The sequence below is a fragment of the Georgenia thermotolerans genome (genome assembly GCF_009193185.1).
GTDB classification, from domain to species: Bacteria; Actinomycetota; Actinomycetes; order Actinomycetales; family Actinomycetaceae; genus Georgenia; species Georgenia thermotolerans.
In genome coordinates, this window is record NZ_VUKF01000046.1 from 1 (window position 1) to 15,962 (window position 15,962).

14 protein-coding genes are annotated in these 15,962 nt (G+C 75.8%); 8 read left to right on the top strand and 6 right to left on the bottom strand.

Features of this window, described 5'->3' with window-relative positions:
* On the top strand, positions 1-733 hold a 733-nt coding region (locus GD970_RS21775), incomplete at its 5' end, for a DUF6297 family protein (protein WP_226925431.1).
* A gap of 104 nt (positions 734-837) precedes the next feature.
* Here the strand turns inward: GD970_RS21775 and GD970_RS17600 are convergent.
* Positions 838-1,821 carry an LLM class flavin-dependent oxidoreductase gene (locus GD970_RS17600; RefSeq protein ID WP_152204212.1) on the bottom strand — a complete coding sequence of 328 codons (984 nt, stop codon included), beginning with the start codon at positions 1,819-1,821 and terminating at the stop codon, positions 838-840.
* 188 nt (positions 1,822-2,009) lie between these two features.
* Between GD970_RS17600 and rsmD the strand changes: the two genes are divergently transcribed.
* The 7 genes from rsmD to GD970_RS17635 all read left to right on the top strand — a co-directional run bounded on the left by rsmD (position 2,010) and on the right by GD970_RS17635 (position 7,187).
* Positions 2,010-2,669, top strand: coding sequence for a 16S rRNA (guanine(966)-N(2))-methyltransferase RsmD (rsmD, locus tag GD970_RS17605; RefSeq protein WP_152204213.1), 660 nt, complete (start codon positions 2,010-2,012; stop codon positions 2,667-2,669).
* 33 nt (positions 2,670-2,702) lie between these two features.
* Complete coding sequence (gene coaD / locus GD970_RS17610; RefSeq protein WP_152204214.1) at positions 2,703-3,197, top strand: pantetheine-phosphate adenylyltransferase; 495 nt, start codon at positions 2,703-2,705, stop codon at positions 3,195-3,197.
* Positions 3,194-3,703 (top strand): hypothetical protein, encoded by a 510-nt coding sequence (locus GD970_RS17615; RefSeq protein WP_193314979.1) that lies wholly within the window; start codon positions 3,194-3,196, stop codon positions 3,701-3,703. The genes coaD and GD970_RS17615 overlap by 4 nt, the downstream gene beginning before the upstream one ends.
* Before the next feature lie 147 nt (positions 3,704-3,850).
* Entirely contained in the window at positions 3,851-4,417 is a 567-nt protein-coding gene (locus tag GD970_RS17620) for a YceD family protein (RefSeq protein ID WP_152204215.1), read from the top strand.
* Between the two features lie 25 nt (positions 4,418-4,442).
* A complete protein-coding gene (gene rnc / locus GD970_RS17625) occupies positions 4,443-5,258 on the top strand; it encodes a ribonuclease III (RefSeq protein WP_152204216.1) in 816 nt (271 codons plus the stop codon).
* Positions 5,259-5,266: 8 nt separating this feature from the next.
* Positions 5,267-6,295: a bifunctional DNA-formamidopyrimidine glycosylase/DNA-(apurinic or apyrimidinic site) lyase gene (gene mutM, locus GD970_RS17630; protein WP_152204217.1), complete on the top strand. Its 1,029-nt coding sequence runs from the start codon at positions 5,267-5,269 to the stop codon at positions 6,293-6,295.
* Between the two features lie 277 nt (positions 6,296-6,572).
* Positions 6,573-7,187, top strand: coding sequence for a response regulator (locus tag GD970_RS17635; protein WP_152204238.1), 615 nt, complete (start codon positions 6,573-6,575; stop codon positions 7,185-7,187).
* A 35-nt stretch (positions 7,188-7,222) separates the two neighbouring features.
* Here GD970_RS17635 and GD970_RS17640 read toward each other — a convergent pair whose 3' ends face one another.
* From GD970_RS17640 to GD970_RS17660, 5 genes are all read right to left on the bottom strand, one after another.
* On the bottom strand, positions 7,223-8,920 hold the full coding sequence (locus GD970_RS17640; protein WP_193314980.1) for a GAF domain-containing protein: 1,698 nt from the start codon (positions 8,918-8,920) through the stop codon (positions 7,223-7,225).
* 266 nt (positions 8,921-9,186) lie between these two features.
* Positions 9,187-11,199 carry a thiol reductant ABC exporter subunit CydC gene (gene cydC / locus GD970_RS17645; RefSeq protein ID WP_319593474.1) on the bottom strand — a complete coding sequence of 671 codons (2,013 nt, stop codon included), beginning with the start codon at positions 11,197-11,199 and terminating at the stop codon, positions 9,187-9,189.
* Positions 11,196-12,929 carry a thiol reductant ABC exporter subunit CydD gene (cydD, locus tag GD970_RS17650; RefSeq protein ID WP_152204218.1) on the bottom strand — a complete coding sequence of 578 codons (1,734 nt, stop codon included), beginning with the start codon at positions 12,927-12,929 and terminating at the stop codon, positions 11,196-11,198. The genes cydC and cydD overlap by 4 nt, the downstream gene beginning before the upstream one ends.
* A gap of 4 nt (positions 12,930-12,933) precedes the next feature.
* Positions 12,934-13,992 carry a cytochrome d ubiquinol oxidase subunit II gene (cydB, locus tag GD970_RS17655; protein ID WP_152204219.1) on the bottom strand — a complete coding sequence of 353 codons (1,059 nt, stop codon included), beginning with the start codon at positions 13,990-13,992 and terminating at the stop codon, positions 12,934-12,936.
* 21 nt (positions 13,993-14,013) lie between these two features.
* Entirely contained in the window at positions 14,014-15,522 is a 1,509-nt protein-coding gene (locus GD970_RS17660; protein ID WP_152204220.1) for a cytochrome ubiquinol oxidase subunit I, read from the bottom strand.
* Positions 15,523-15,962: the final 440 nt, after the last annotated feature.

Consider the following 15,962-nt stretch of genomic DNA (forward strand, 5'->3'; position numbering starts at 1 on the left):
GCTCGGCCGGGCGCTGGGCCAGGCCGCCGCGCCGGCGGCCCGGGCGCGCTCGTCGAGGATGCGGTGGCTCCTGCGGGTGCCGGCGCGCCGCCGCGCCGCGGCCGCGCTGGTCACCGCCGACGCCCTGCTGCTGGCCCGCAGCCCGCGCCACCTCGTCCAGGTGCTCGCGGCCGCGTGCCTGCCGGTGCTCGCCCTGGCCGTGCCCCAGCCGGTCCCCGTGGTCACCATCGTCCTGCTCGTCGTCGGCGCCTACGTCGCGGCCCTGGCGACGGCGGACGGCGCCCGCCAGGCCCACGTCGCCCCCGCGCTGGACGCCCTGCTGCCGCTGAGCCAGCGGCGCGTGCGGCTGCTGCGCCTGGCGGTGCCGACGGCGGTGCTGGTGGTGTGGTCGCTGGGGGTCTTCGCGGCCCTGGGGTGGCGGTACGGGGACGCGGCGGCGTGGCTCGCGCTCGGGGTGCTCGGGGCGCCGGTGTGGGCGGCCGCGGTGGTGCGGGCGGCCTACCGGCCGCTGCCGGACTTCTCCGGCCCGCTGGTGCACACCCCCATGGGCGCGCTGCCGCCCGGGATGACGACGGTGGTCTCCAAGGGACCCGACGTCGCGAGCCTCGGCGCGATCCCGGTGCTCGTCGCGTTGCTGCTGGGCGCGGTGCCGCCGGCGCTGCTCGTCGCCCAGGCGGTGCTCGCCGTCGTCGCCGTGGCCGTCGCGGCGCGGCCGGGGCGGCCCGGCCGGTAGCGCCGGGGGCCGTGAGCCGGCCGGGCTCGGGGCCTCAGCCAGCCAGCGCCGAGCGCTGGTCAGCCGGCTTGGCCCGCCCTCTCAGCCGGCCGTGCCCGCTGCCCTCAGCCGGCCAGCCCCCACGCCTGGGCGAGGAGCTCGTAGGACCGCAGCCGCTCCGCCGGGGCGGCCGAGGTGGCGACGATGAGCTCGTCGGCGTCGGCGTGCCTGGCGAAGTCCGCCACCTGCTCGCGGACCGTCTCGGCCGTGCCCACCGCGGAGTAGCGCAGCATCTGGCGCACCTGCTGGCCGGCCGGGGAGGCGAGCAGGGCGTCGGCGTCGTCGGGCGAGACGGACACCCCCGGCCGCACCAGCCCGACGACGCGCTGGCGCAGGGTCTCCTCGTACACCGCCCGCGCCGCCCCGTCGGTGTCCGCCGCGAAGACGTTCATCGCGGCGATGACGTACGGCTCCGGGTGCTCCGCGGAGGGCTGGTACTCGCGGCGGTAGGCGCGCACGGCGTCCTCGAGCGCGGCGGGCGCGAAGTGCGAGGCGAAGGAGTAGGGCAGGCCGAGGGCCGCGGCGAGCTTGGCGCCGAAGAGGGAGGAGCCCAGGATGATCAGCGGCACGCGGGTGCCCTCGCCCGGGATGGCGCGCACGAGCTGGTGCGGCGCGGAGTCCCCGAGCAGGGCCTGCAGCTCCACGACGTCCTGCGGGAAGCGCTCCGCCGCGGCGCGGTCGCGGCGCAGGGCGACCATGACGTTGGGGTCCCCGCCCGGGGCGCGGCCCAGCCCCAGGTCGATTCGGCCGGGGTAGAGGGTGGCCAGCGTGCCGAACTGCTCGGCGATGACGAGCGGGGAGTGGTTGGGAAGCATGATCCCGCCGGCGCCCACCCGAATGGTGCTCGTCGCGCCGGCGATGTGCCCGATGAGCACGCTCGTCGCGGAGGAGGCGATGCTCGGCATGTTGTGGTGCTCGGCGAACCAGTACCGGGTGTAGCCCCACCGCTCGGCGTGCTGGGCGAGGTCGACGCTGGCGGCGAAGGTGTCGGCGACGGAGCCGTCGGGGGCGACGGTGGCCAGGTCGAGGATGGACAGGGGGACGGGCATGGCGCTTCCTCGGGGACGACGGCGACACCGCCTTGCGGACGGCGAGATGACCTATCCCCACGGTACGGCGTGCGCCCGGCGGCCGGGATGTCGGGGGCGTCACGCCGCCGGTCCGGCCGCTTGGCGCGACGGCGCCCGCGACAGGGTCCGGGGCGGGGCCCGCGTCGGCGCCTGTCTACGCTGACCCCGTGACCAGGATCGTCGCCGGGAGCGCCGGAGGGCGCACCCTCCAGGTGCCGCGCAACGGGACCCGCCCCACCTCCGAGCGCGTCCGCGAGGCGCTGTTCTCCCGCCTCGAGCACCTCGGGGTGGTCGGCGGGGCGCGTGTGCTCGACCTCTACGCCGGCTCCGGGGCCCTCGGCCTCGAGGCCGCCTCGCGCGGCGCGGCCCGGGTCACGCTCGTCGAGTCCGCCAAGGCCGCCGCGCAGCTGTGCCGCCGCAACGCCGGCGCGCTCGGGCTGGGCGACCGCGTCGACGTCGTCGCCGCGAAGGTGCAGACCTACCTCGCCGGCCCGCCCCCGGCGGGCGCCGCCCCGGCCGACCTGGTGCTGCTCGACCCGCCCTACGACGTCACCGAGGAGGACCTCGCCGCCGTCCTCGCCCTCCTCGCGCCCGCCGCCGCCAGGACGGAGCCCGCCCCGGACGGTGCCCCGGCCCAGACCGCGTGGCTGGCCCCGGACGGCGCCCCGGCCCGGACCACGTGGCTGGCCCCGGACGCCGTCGTCGTCGTCGAGCGCTCCAAGCGCAGCCCCGAGCCCACCTGGCCCGCCGGCCTGGCCCCGTTCGACGACCGCGGCTACGGCGACACCGCCGTGTGGTTCGCCGAGCCCGTCGGTGACCAGGGCTAACGTGTGGACCATGCGCACCGAGGAAGGACCGGCATGAGCCTGGCCGTGTGCCCGGGCTCCTTCGACCCCATCACCTACGGGCACGTCGACGTGGTCCGCCGGGCGCGCGCCATGTTCGACGAGGTGGTCGTCGCCGTCGCGCACAACCCCGCCAAGCGGTACCTCTTCGACGCCGACCGGCGCGTCGCCCTGGCCCGCGCGGCGCTCGCCGACCTGCCCGGCGTGCGGGTCGAGCTCGTCGACGGCCTGCTCGCCCGCTACTGCCAGGACGTCGGCGCCGCGGCGATCGTCAAGGGCCTGCGCGGGGCCGCCGACTTCGACTCCGAGCAGGCGATGGCGCTGATGAACCGCCACCTGGTGGGCATCGAGACGGTCTTCGTCATGGGGGACCCCACCCTCGGGCACATCGCCTCGTCCATGGTCAAGGACGTCGCCAGCCACGGCGGCCCGATCGACGACCTCGTGCCGCCCGCCGTCGCCGCCGCGCTGCACCAGGCCCTGTCCGCACCCGCAGGAGAACAACGATGACGGCACCCACCACGCAGCAGCGCGCCGGCGACGGCGCCTCGCTGATCTCCATCCTCGACGAGCTCACCGCGATGCTCGACCGCGCCCGGGCGATGCCCATGTCGGCCTCCGTGCTGGTCAACAAGGCCGAGGCGCTCGACCTGCTCGACGCCGCGCGCGCCGTTGTGCCCGCGGAGATCCACGCCGCCGACGACATCGTCGCCGACGCCGACGCCGTCCTGCGCCGGGCCCGGGAGCAGGCCGAGCGGATCGTCGCCGACGCCGAGGCCGAGGCCGAGCGGCTCGTCGCCGGCGAGCGGGTGGTGACGCTCGCCAACGAGCGCGCCGAGCAGATCGTCGCCGAGGCCGAGGCGCAGGCGGCCAAGCTCGCCGCCGACGCCAACGACTACTGCGACCGCCAGCTCGCCCAGTTCGAGATCGACCTCGGGGCGATCACCGCCCAGGTGCGCGCCGGGCGCGAGGCGCTGGCCGCCCGCGGGGGCCGGGCGCCGCGCGAGCAGGAGTAGGCGTTCGCCCTGAGGCGAGCAGGAACCCGTCCCGCGCCGCGGCGCGGGTAGCATCGAAGGCCGGTCCCGACCCGGCCGCGCGCGGCCGGCGACCCGCCCGACGGGCGTCCCGCACCCCGGGCCACCCCACCCACCCAAGGAGCCTTGATGGACCCGCGATCCCCCCTGGTGATCAGCACGCACGACCTCGGCCGCCGGCCCGGGGCGCTGCGCGAGCTGGCCAGCACCGTGCCCGCCCCGGCGGACATGGGCACCGAGGTCATCGGGGCGCCCGCCGGCAGCGACATGGACCTGGACCTGCGCCTGGAGGCGGTGTCCGACGGCGTCCTCGTCACCGGCACCGTCGGCGTCGTCCTCCGCGGGGAGTGCTCGCGCTGCCTGCGCGAGCTCGACGACGAGCTCAGCGTGGCCGTCTCCGAGCTGTACTACTACCAGGGCAAGCGCGCCGAGCTGGCCGCCGAGGGCGACGAGGAGGCCGAGGACGTGCCCGAGCTCGCCGGGGAGCTGCTCGACCTCGAGCCGACCCTGCGCGACGCCGTCGTGCTGGCCCTGCCCTTCCGGCCGCTGTGCCGCCCCGACTGCCCGGGCCTGTGCCCCGAGTGCGGCATCCGGCTCGACGACGCCGAGCCCGGCCACCACCACGAGCAGCTCGACCCGCGCTGGTCCGCCCTCGGCTCGCTGTTCCCCGACACGGAGAAGCAGGCGGAGCAGTGACCGCGGGCACGACGGGAGCGGCGGCATGAGCAAGAAGAAGCGCGGTCAGGTCGCCGAGGCGCCGGCCCGGCAGGACGTCGAGGCGCTGCTGCAGGCCCTGGGCACGACGATCGACCCCGAGCTGCTGGTCCTCGCCCTGACCCACCGCTCCTTCGCCCACGAGGCCGGCGGCATCCCTACCAACGAGCGGCTGGAGTTCCTCGGCGACTCCGTCCTCGGCGTCATCGTCACCGAGTACCTCTACCGTCACCACCCCGGCGTGCCCGAGGGCGACCTCGCCCGCATGCGCGCGGCGACGGTGAGCCAGCGGGCGCTGGCCGAGGTGGCCCGCGACCTCGCGCTGGGGGAGTTCATCCTCCTCGGCCGCGGCGAGCTCGTCACCGGCGGGCGGGAGAAGGACTCCATCCTCTCCGACACCGTCGAGGCCCTCATCGGCGCCACCTACCTGTGCCACGGCCTCGAGCACACCCGCGCCGTCGTCGAGCGCCTCGTCGGCCACCTGCTCACCCAGGCCGAGCGGCTCGGGGCCGGGCTGGACTGGAAGACCTCCCTGCAGGAGCTCGCCGCCGCGCGCGGCCTGGGCAGCCCCAGCTACGTCGTCACCGGCACCGGGCCCGACCACGCCCGCACGTTCACCGCCGTCGTCGAGCTCGCCGGCGCCGAGGCCGGGTCCGGCGTGGGCAGCTCGAAGAAGCTGGCCGAGCAGAACGCCGCCGAGGACGCCTACGCCCGGCTCGAGGCCGCCGGCGTCGAGGCCGCGGACGACGCGACCGCCGACGACGCGACCGGCGACGACGCGGCTGCCGACGACGTGGACGGCCCGGCCGCCGCCCAGGCCTGACCGCGCCGATGCCGGAGCTGCCCGAGGTCGAGACCGTCCGCCGCGGCCTGGCCGCCCGCGTCGTCGGGCGCACCATCGCGGACGTCGAGGTGCTGCACCCGCGCGGGGTGCGCCGTCAGCCGGGGGGAGCGGCCGAGCTGGTCGCCCGCACCCGGGGCCGCACGGTCACCGCCGCGGTGCGCCGCGGCAAGTACCTCTGGCTCACCCTCGGCGACGGCGCCGCCGACGCCCCGCACGAGGCCCTGCTCGCCCATCTCGGCATGAGCGGCCAGCTGCTCGTCCAGGAGCCCGAGGAGGCACGGCGCGACGTCGCCGAGGACCTCGGCGGCGGCCCCGCGGAGGCGTTCCTCGCCCCGCCAGGGGAGCGCCCGGCCGACCTGACCGCCCTGCGCCCGCCCACCCTGGTGCGCACCGTCCCGGCCACCACCGCCCACCTGCGCGTGCGGCTGCGCTTCGCCGACGGCGGGCAGCTGTGGTTCGTCGACCAGCGCACCTTCGGTCACCTCATGGCGGTCGACACCGTGCCCACCGACGACGGCGCCCCCGGCGGTCAGGGGTCCGACGCGCCGGTGCTGCCGGCGCCCGTGGCGCACATCGCCCGCGACGTGCTCGACCCGGCGCTGGACCGGCCCGCGCTCGTGCGCCGCCTCCGTGCCCGGCGCACCGAGGTCAAGCGGGCGCTGCTGGACCAGTCCCTGGTCTCCGGGATCGGGAACATCTACGCCGACGAGGCGCTGTGGCGCGCGCGGCTGCACGGCACCCGCCGCACCGACCGGCTCCGGCCGGGCACCGTCCGCGAGCTGCTCGACGCCGCCGCGCACGTGATGGGGGAGGCCCTCGCCGTCGGCGGGACGAGCTTCGACGCCCTGTACGTCGACGTCGAGGGCGCCGCCGGCTACTTCGCCCGCTCCCTGGCGGTCTACGGCCGCGCGGGCCGGCCGTGCCCGCGCTGCGGGGCGCCGGTGCGGCGCGAGGAGTTCATGAACCGCGGGTCGTTCTCCTGCCCGCGCTGCCAGCGCCGGCCCGCCGCGCGCTGACCGGCGAGCGGCCGATGACGGCACCGGCCGGGCGCCGTCGTCGGAGCAGGGGCCACCGGGCGGACGCCCCTCGTCGGAGCAGGGGCCACCGGGCGGACGCCCCTCGTCGGAGCAGGCGCCACCGGGCGGACGCCCTCGTCGGAGAAGGTGCCGACGTGCGGACACCGACGTCCCGGAAACGCCGGAATCGCCGGAATGGTCCCACCCGCGCCCCCTGCGCCTTCGATAGGCTCGGCTCGTGCCGTACGAACAGCAGACCGGACGCGACATCCGCGTCATGATCATCGATGACCACGAGATCGTCCGGCGGGGGATCGCCGAGATCGTCGACCGCGCCGACGGGCTCACCGTCGTCGCCGAGGCCGGCTCCGTGGCCGAGGCCGTGCGCCGCGGAGAGCTGGTGCGCCCCGACGTCATCCTCGTCGACCTCCAGCTGCCCGACGGCACCGGCATCGACATCATCACCACCCTGCGCGAGAAGATCCCGGACGCCCGCTCCGTCGTCCTGACCTCCTTCGACGACGACGACGCCCTGGCCGCCGCGCTCAACGCCGGCGCCAAGGCCTACCTGCTCAAGACCGTCCGCGGCGCCGAGATCGCCGACGTCGTCAAGGCAGTGGCCGCCGGCCGCACCCTGCTCGACGAGCGCACCGTCACCCGCCGGCGCGCCGACCACGACGACCCGACGGCGGACCTGACCCCCTCCGAGCGCAAGGTCCTCGAGCTCATCGGCGACGGGCTGTCCAACCGCGAGATCGGCGAGCGCCTGGGCGTGGCCGAGAAGACGGTGAAGAACCACATCACGGCGCTGCTGAGCAAGATGGGGCTGCAGCGGCGCACCCAGGTCGCGGCCTGGGTGGCCGGCCAGCGCGCCGCCGGCTGGCGCCAGTAGCGGCGCGAGCACGGCCCGCCCCCGGGTGAGCGCCGTCAGCTCAGCGGCACCTGCCAGCTCATGAGGCTGCCCTGGCCGCGCTCGTTGGCGCCCAGGGCGAAGGTGCCGCCGTGGCGGCGGGCCCGGGCGGCCAGGTTCGACAGGCCCGAGCTGCGGGTGACGGACGGGTCGACGCCGGTGCCGTCGTCCTCCACGTCCACGAGCACCCGCCCGGTCGGCCCGTTGCCGAGCACGCTCACGCGCACCTGCACCGAGGACGCCTTGGCGTGGCGGGCGGCGTTGGACATGCCCTCGCGCACCACGGCGACGACGTCGTCGGCGATGTCGGCGTCCACGCGGTTGTCGACGGCGTCGACGAGGTCGCTGTCGTCGTCGTCGCCGGCGATGACCACGCCGTCGACGTCGATGACGAGCGAGGGCGCGTAGCCCAGCGCGGTGCGGGCCAGCGAGGCCTCCCGGCGCAGGCGCTCGACGAGGACGATGGCGGTGTCGGGCTGGCGAAGCGAGTGGACGATGGCGCGGATCTGCTTGACGGACTCGTCGACGCTGCCCAGCGACCGCTCGAGGAGGTCGGCCAGGGCCGCCTCGCCCCGCTCCGCCATGTGGGCGCGGGCGGACTCGAGCTGCATGCCGGTGGCGAAGAGCTGCTGGATGGCCAGGTCGTGCAGGTCCCGGCCGATGCGGGCGCGCTCGTCGAGGAGGGAGGCGACGTCCTGGGCGTGGCGGGCGGCGGCGAGCTCGAGGGCGAGGGCCGCCTGACCGGCGACCGACTCCGCCATGGCGAGGTCCGACTGCTCGAACTCCGGGGCGCCGATCTCGCGCAGGAGCAGGATGACGCCCCGGCCCTCCCCGCGCAGCATCATCGGGGCGTACAGCGCCGGGCCGAAGCGGGCGAGCTCGCGCAGCCGGAGGGTGCGCAGGCGGGTGAGGGAGTCGACGATCATGCCGGCGCCCTCCTTGAGCACCGTCATGGCGCGCCCGTCCGGCGGGAAGACCAGCCCGAGCAGGTCGAGCGAGCCGGCGCCGTCGACGATCTCGCACGCCCAGGTGTCGCCCACGGAGGGCAGGACGATGAGCGCGGTGTCGGCCTCGGCGACCTCGCGCAGCCGCGCGGCGATCATCTCGAGGGCCTCTTCCTCCTCGGTGCCCTCGAGCAGGGTGGTGGTGATGTCCTGGCTCACGGCGATCCACCGCTCGCGGTTGCGGGCCTCGGTGTACAGGCGCGAGTTCTCGATCGACACCGCCGCCGCCTCGGCCAGGCTCATCATGTCGACGGCGTCGTGCTGGGAGAAGCCGCCGGGCTTCTCGGAGAGGTAGAGGCGGCCGAAGACCTGGTCGCGCACCTTCACCGGCACGCCGAGGAAGGAGTACATCGGCGGGTGGCCGGGCGGGAAGCCGCCGAAGTCCGGGTGCTGGGTGAGGTCGTCGAGCAGCAGGGGACCGTCCACCGGGATGGCGCCGAGCACGCCCTGCCCGCGGGGCGGGTGGCCGAGGATCGCGACCTCCTCCTCGCTCACGCCGACCTGGACGAACGCGGTGGTGTTGCCGCGGCTGTCGAGCACCCCCAGGGCGGCGTAGCGGGCGCCGGTGAGGCGGGCGGCGCGATCGACGAAGTTGCGCAGCGCGTCGGTGGTGTCCAGGTGCGAGGCGACGTTGATGGCCGCGCCGAGCAGGGACGAGGTGTCCGTGGCGATGGTGCGGCGGGCGCCGTCGACGTGGGGGCCGGCGGTCATGGCGTGCGGGTTGACGAGACGGGGGCGGGCCGGGGCGTAGTCCCGGGTGTCGTCGTCGTCAAGGCTGGTGGGGGACCCGTGCGGGTCCATGCGGCCCACCCCGCCCGTGGCGCGCGTGCCGTCGCCGTGCGCGGGTGTCGCGCCGTGCGCGGGTGTCGCGCCGTGCCCGGCCGTCGCGCCGTGCCCGGCCGTCGCGCCGTCGCCGGACCCCGCACCCTGGGTCATGCCGTGGGGGAACGGGCATCCGCCGCGCTGGCCCTCGTCCTTCATCGTCGCACTTCCTGCTCTGCGGCCCACCGGTAGGCGGGCATCGTGGCCAGGAGCTCGCGGTGCGGGCCCCGTGCCAGCACGGTAGCCGGTGCGCGGGCCGGGCCGCGTGCGACGCCGTCGTCCACCTCCTCGGGCCTGCCGAGCACGATCACCTCGTCGGCGGCGTCCAGCGCCGCCAGCCGGTGGGTGACGAGGACGACGCCGCGCGCCGGCCCGGACCCGCCGTGCCGGCCGGCGCGCAGCAGGTCGGTGACGAGCCGGTCGGCGGTGGCGGGGTCGAGGTGCTCGCCGGGCTCGTCGAGCAGCAGCAGGGGCGCCGGGCTCGCCAGCGCGCGGGCCAGCAGGAGGCGGCGCCGCTCGCCGCCGGAGAGGGTCGTGGCGTCCGTCCCGAGCATGGTGTCCAGCCCCTGGGGCAGGCCGGCGAGCCAGTCGCCCAGCCCGGCGCGGGCGAGCAGGTCGGCGGCCTCCGCCTCGGTCACGCTGCCGCGGGCCACCCGCAGGTTCTCCAGCACCGTGGTCGCGAAGACGTGCGCGTCCTCGGCGGTCAGCACCACCTGCTCGCTGACGACGCGCCGGTCGGTGCCCCACAGCGGCGCGCCGTCGAGGGTGGCGGCGCCGCCGCGCGGGGGCAGCAGCCCGGCCAGGGTCAGCAGCAGCGTGGTCTTGCCGATGCCGCTGGGGCCGACGACGGCGACCGCCCGGCCCGCGGCGAGGTCGAGGTCGAGGTCGAGGCCGGCGGCGACCACGGGACCGCCGGGCCAGCCGACCGCGAGGTTCCGGGCGGACAGGTGCGGGTGCCTCGCGGCGCCGGTGGCGTCGGGGGTCGTCCCCGCACCGGGGACGTCGGGTGCCGTCCTGGCGCTCTCGCGGTCGGGGAACGGCAGGGATGTCCTCGCCCGCTCCGGTGCATCAGTTGACGTCTCGTGCCCCACGTGACCTCTCGTGACCGAGTTGACGTCTCGCGACCCAGTTGACGTCTCGCCGGCGGGGGCGGGGGCGGCGGCGTCGAGGAGCTCCATGATCCGCAGCGCCGAGCCGCCCGAGCGGACGAGCTGGATCGCGGCCGGGCCGAGCAGCGCCGTGCCCTCGAACGCCGCCAGCGGGGTCAGCACCACGACGGCGAGCTCGACCGGCGCCAGCGTCCCCGCCGTGGTGGCCGGGATGCCGAGCACGAGCGCCCCGAGGACGGCGACGCCCATGGCCAGGTTGTCCACCCCGGCGGCCAGCGCGGCCGGGCGGGCGGCGGCGTCCTTGGCGCGGGCGAGCGTCGCCTCGGTGCGGCCCAGGTGGCTGAGCAGCCGGCCGAGCCGGCCGGAGACGGTCAGCTCCGCGGCGCCGTCGACCATCGTCTGCGCCGTGGCGGACAGGTCCGCCCGGGCGAGCAGCTGGGCGCGCTCGGACAGTCGCGCCGCCCGCATGGTCAGCCACGGGCCCGCGAGCCCGGCGACCAGCAGGCACACCGCCAGCAGCGCGCCGATGCCGGGGTGCAGCCAGCCGACCAGGGCCACCGTGCCCACCCCGACCACCGCGGCGACGGCGGCGGGGAGCAGGGCCCGGACGACGACGTCTCCGACCGCGTCGACGTCGGCGCCGGTGCGCGCGAGCAGGTCCCCGCGCCGCAGCCCGGCGACGGCGTCGACCGGCCCGTCGGCGAGGGCCTGGTACACGTGCTGGCGCAGCGACGCCATGCCGCGCAGGGCGACCTCGTGGGAGGCGAGGCGCTCGAGGTAGCGCATGAGCGCCCGGGAGATGCCGAAGGTGCGCACCGCCACCGAGGCGACGCCCAGCTCGAGGATCGGGGGCATCTGCGAGGCGCGGGCGATGAGCCAGGCGGCCGTCGCGCTCAGCGCGACCGCGCTGCCCAGGCCCGCGCTGCCGGCCAGCACCGCCCACAGCAGGCGGACGCGGTCGAGGTCGAGCAGGGCGACGGCGCGGCGCAGCGCCCGCCGCTCGGCGGCGGGCAGCACGCCGGCGGGGGAGGGAACGGCGGGGGCGGCGGTCGTGGTCACCGGGCCACCTCCTCGGCTACCGCCGCCTCCGGGGCGGCGGCCTCCAGGGCGGCCACCTCGGCGTCGGTGGCGGCGCGCGAGCGGACCTCCACCACGTCGTCGGCCAGCGCCACGACCGCCTCGCGGTGGGCGATGACGAGCACGGTGCGCCCGGCGGCGCGCAGGGCGGCGAGGGTGTCGAGCACCTGCCGCTCGGCGGCGGCGTCCAGGTGCGCGGTGGGCTCGTCGAGGACCACCAGCGGCTCCGTGCCGAGCAGGGTGCGGGTCAGGGCCAGGCGCTGGCGCTGGCCGACGGACAGCCCCGCCCCGCCGTGGCCCAGGACGGCGTCCCACCCGGCGGGCAGCGCGGCGAGCACCCGGTCGAAGCCGGTGGCCGCGGCGGCCGCCTCCGCCGGGGCGTCGACCGGGGCGTCGGCGGCCCCGAGCACGTTCTCGCGCACCGTGCCGGGCAGGATGATCGGGCGCTGGGGCACCCAGGCGACCTGGGCGCGGTAGGCCGCGGGGTCGACGTCGGCGAGGTCCACCGGCGCGCCGTCGGCCGGCTCGAGGCGCACCGCGCCGGCGTCGGGGCGCAGCAGCCCCAGCACGACGGCGGCCGCGGTGGTCTTGCCCGCCCCCGACGGGCCGACCAGGGCCACCAGCCGGCCCGGCCGGATGCGGGCGTCCAGGCGCGAGGGCGCCCAGGTGGCCCGGCCCGGCGCGGCGACGCTCACGCCGTCGAGCACGACCGTGGTGCGGCGCAGCTCGGGGGCGGGGGCGCTCCCGGCGGGCGGGACCGGACGCTCGAGGACGGCGAAGGCCTGCTCGGCGGCGGCCACCCCGTCGGCGGAGGCGTGGAACTGCGAGCCGACCTCGCGCAGCGGCTTGTAGATCTCCGGGGCGAGCATGAGCACGGCCAGCCCGGTGGTCAGGTCCAGGTCGCCGGCCACGAGCCGGGTGCCGATGACCACGGCGACCAGCGCGACGGAGATGGAGGCGAGGAACTCCAGCACCGCGCCGGAGAGGAACGCCACGCGCAGGGTCGCCATGGTGGTGGCGGCGTAGGCGCGGCCGAGCTCGCCCACCCGCCGGCCCGGGCCGCGCTCGCGGCCCAGCGCCTTGAGGGTGCTCAGCCCGGCGAGCAGGTCGAGCAGCTGGGCGCCCAGGCGGGTCATGACCTCGAGCTTCTCGGCGGCGTACTTCTGGGTGAGCAGCCCGATGAGCCACATGAACACCGGGATGAGGGGGATCGTGGCGGCGATGATCAGCGCCGAGACGAGGTCGAGGCCGAGCACCACGGCCAGCGCGGCGGGCGTGACGGTCGCGGCGAGCAGCAGCTGGGGCAGGTAGCGCACGAAGTACGGCTCGAGGTCGTCCAGGCCGCGGGTGGCCAGGGTGACCACCTGCTGGCCGTGGCCCGCGGCCAGCCAGCGCGGGCCCTGGGCGACGGCGGCGGTGAGCACCTGCGCGCGCAGGTCCGCCACGACGTCGCGCGCCGCCCGGTGCGCGAAGGCCTCCTGGACCACCAGCACCACGAACCGGCCCGCCACCACCGCGGCGAGGGCGCCGACCAGGCCCGCCACGTCCGCCCAGCCGGCCCGGCCGTCGACGACCGGGGCGACGGCGTGGGAGACCAGCAGCGCCTGGGCGACCACCAAGGCGGCCGTGACGAACCCGGTGGCGGCCGTCAGGGCGATGTAGCGGCGGGCGGCGCGGGCGTGGCGGAGGAGGCGGGGGTCGAGCGGCTTCACCTGATCAGTGTGCGGTGGGCTCGAGCGGCCGGCCCTCGGTGGGCAGCAGGCCCTCGTGATCCCCGATCTGGTCGGTGGTGATGCGCTTGCGGAACACCCAGTACGTCCAGCCCTGGTAGGCGAGCACGACCGGGACGAGGAGCAGCGCGACCACGCTCATCACCTGCAGCGTCGCCGTCGAGGAGGCGGCGGCGTCGATCGAGAGGGAGTAGGCGGGGTCGATCGAGGACGGCATGACGTTGGGGTACATCACCCCGAAGATGAGCACGACGGCGGCCACGATCGCCACGGCGTTGAGGGTGAAGGCCCAGCCCTCCCGCCGGGCGCGGGTGGCCACGACGACGCCGACCAGCGCCAGCGCCGCGACGGCCAGCGGCACCCAGGTCAGGGTGTGCGCGGAGAAGGCCAGCTGCGCCCACACCGCCCAGATGCCGGCGACCACGAGGGAGGCCACCGAGAGCCGCGCGGCCAGCTTCCCGGCGCGCTCGCGCACCTCCCCGCCGGTCTTCAGGGCGACGAACACCGCGCCGTGGGTGAGGAAGACGACCGCGGTCATCACCCCGCCGAGCAGCGTGAACGGGGTGAGCAGGGAGAAGAACCCGCCCACGAGCTGGTGGCGCCCGTCGATGACCTCGATCTCGGTGCCCTGGACGAGGTTGGCGAAGGCCACGCCCCACAGCACCGCGGGCACCCACGACCCGACCGTGTGGGCCCAGTCCCAGCGGTTGCGCCACGCCGGGTCGTTGATCTTCGCGCGCCACTCGATCGCGCACACCCGCACGATGAGCGCGAGCAGGATGAGCAGCAGGGGCAGGTAGAAGCCCGAGAACATCGTGGCGTACCACTCGGGGAAGGCGGCGAAGGTGGCGCCCCCGGCGGTGAGCAGCCAGACCTCGTTGCCGTCCCACACCGGGCCGATGGTGCGCAGCAGGACCCGGCGCTCCTTCTCGTTGCGGGCGAAGGGCTTGATCAGCATCCCGACGCCGAAGTCGAAGCCCTCGAGGACGAGGTACCCGGTCCACAGCACGGTGATGAGGAGGAACCACAGCAGGGGGAGATCCATGGGGAGTTCTCCAAGTCTCGGTCAGTAGGCGAAGGACAGGGTGGGCTCGAGCTCGCGCGGGCCGCCGGTGTCCGTGGGGCCGGCGGGGGCGACGTCCTCGGGCAGCGGTTCGATGCCCTCCCGGACGTAGCGGCGGATGAGCAGGAACCACACCACGCCCAGCGCGGCGTAGAGCAGCGTGAAGATGACGAGGGAGGTGATCACCGAGCCGGCCGAGACGACGGTGGAGACGCCGTCCTGCGTGAGCAGGTAGACCTGGTCCACCGGGTTGGCGGGGTTGGGGTGGACCACCCAGGGCTGGCGGCCCATCTCGGTGAAGATCCAGCCGAAGGAGGAGGCGAGGAACGGCATCGGCAGGGCGACCAGGCACAGCCGGGAGAACCACACCGAGTCCGTGACACGGCCCCTGCGCAGCAGCCACAGCCCGGCCAGGGCCAGGGCGGCGGAGAAGGCGGCCAGCCCGATCATGAGCCGGAAGCTCCAGTAGGTCACGGCCAGGTTGGGGACGTAGTCCACGTCGGTGCCGAACTGGTCGGCGTAGCGCTCGGTGTACTCGCGCTGGACGTCGTTGACGCCGGGCAGGTAGCTCTCCGGCCCGGAGAAGTGGCCGGTGCCGAGGAACGACGTCACCCCCGGGATCTGGATGAGGTGGCGCACGCCCTCGCAGGAGTTGGACAGGTCCCCGATGGTCAGCAGGGAGAACGCGGCGCCCTCCTCGCCCTCGCACAACGCCTCGGCCGCGGACATCTTGGCGGGCTGCTGCTCGTACATGAGCTTGCCCTGGAAGTCCCCGGAGATCCCCACCCCGACGCCGGCGATGAGCATCGTGATCAGGCCGACGTAGGCGCCGCGGCGCCACACCTGCCGGGCCTCGTTCTCGCGCCCGGCGCGCACCGAGCGCACGATCCACCAGCCGCAGATGCCGGCGACGAAGGTGCCGCCGACCAGGAACGCGGCGGTCACGGTGTGGGAGTAGGCGGCGATGAGGGTGTTGTTGGTCATCACCTCGAGGAAGCCGCGCACGCCGTCGAGCTCGGCGCGGCCGGTGGCGGGGTTGTACACCGCGCCGACCGGGTGCTGCATCCAGGAGTTCGCCGCCAGGATCCAGTAGGCCGAGAGGTTCGTGCCGATCGCCACGAGCCAGATGCAGGCGCTGTGCAGCCACTTGGGCAGCTTGCCCTCGCCGAAGATCCACAGGCCCAGGAACGTGGACTCGAGGAAGAACGCGGCGAGGGCCTCGATGGCCAGCGGGGCGCCGAAGATGTCGCCCACGAACCGGGAGTACTCCGACCAGTTCATGCCGAACTGGAACTCCTGGACGATGCCGGTGGCCACGCCCAGGGCGAAGTTGATGAGCAGGACCTTGCCGAAGAACTTCGTCAGCCGGTGCCAGCGCTCGTTGCCCGTGCGGACCCAGGCGGTGTGCATGATCGCCACCAGGGGGGACAGGCCGATCGTGAGCGGCACGAGGATGAAGTGGTAGACGGTCGTGATGCCGAACTGCCACCGAGCGAGGTCGAGGGATTCCACCTGGGCGCCCTTCGTGACTAGATGCGTGCGGGCAGCCGAAAGCCCGGCTGTTGTGCTGCCAACGTAAGAGCGGGGGCTCGGGGCGGGGCGGGACCAACGTCCCGCAAGATGACGGCCCGTCACGATCGCTGGCGCGTCCGCAGGGCCGGGCGCGGGGCACTGTGAGATACTTCTTCCGGCCGGAGGGCAGTACCACACCCCGTTCTCCGGTCCGACGACGTCGCGACCGCACCGGTCCTGGCTCACCTCGCGCCGCCCCGCCTCACGGCGGGTGCGCTGCAGCAGGGGTCAGGGTGCCCGTGGCCGAGCAGCCATGAGGGCAGGTCGGCAGAGCGACCGTCGCCGGCGTCAGGTCCGCGCTTCACGGCGCGCCGGGCGTACCACATGGACTTCCGTCCGCCTCGTGCGGACGACTGAACCGCCCGCGGGCGCCGTGGGTG

Excerpts from the sequence above, each read along its gene's own strand:
- GD970_RS17600 (WP_152204212.1), bottom strand. The coding sequence starts at position 1,821 with ATGCCCGTCCCCCTGTCCATCCTCGACCTGGCCACCGTCGCCCCCGAC.
- coaD (WP_152204214.1), top strand. The coding sequence starts at position 2,703 with ATGAGCCTGGCCGTGTGCCCGGGCTCCTTCGACCCCATCACCTACGGG.
- GD970_RS17615 (WP_193314979.1), top strand. The coding sequence starts at position 3,194 with ATGACGGCACCCACCACGCAGCAGCGCGCCGGCGACGGCGCCTCGCTG.
- GD970_RS17620 (WP_152204215.1), top strand. The coding sequence starts at position 3,851 with ATGGACCCGCGATCCCCCCTGGTGATCAGCACGCACGACCTCGGCCGC.
- rnc (WP_152204216.1), top strand. The coding sequence starts at position 4,443 with ATGAGCAAGAAGAAGCGCGGTCAGGTCGCCGAGGCGCCGGCCCGGCAG.
- mutM (WP_152204217.1), top strand. The coding sequence starts at position 5,267 with ATGCCGGAGCTGCCCGAGGTCGAGACCGTCCGCCGCGGCCTGGCCGCC.
- GD970_RS17635 (WP_152204238.1), top strand. The coding sequence starts at position 6,573 with ATGATCATCGATGACCACGAGATCGTCCGGCGGGGGATCGCCGAGATC.
- GD970_RS17640 (WP_193314980.1), bottom strand. The coding sequence starts at position 8,920 with ATGACCGCCGGCCCCCACGTCGACGGCGCCCGCCGCACCATCGCCACG.
- cydB (WP_152204219.1), bottom strand. The coding sequence starts at position 13,992 with ATGGATCTCCCCCTGCTGTGGTTCCTCCTCATCACCGTGCTGTGGACC.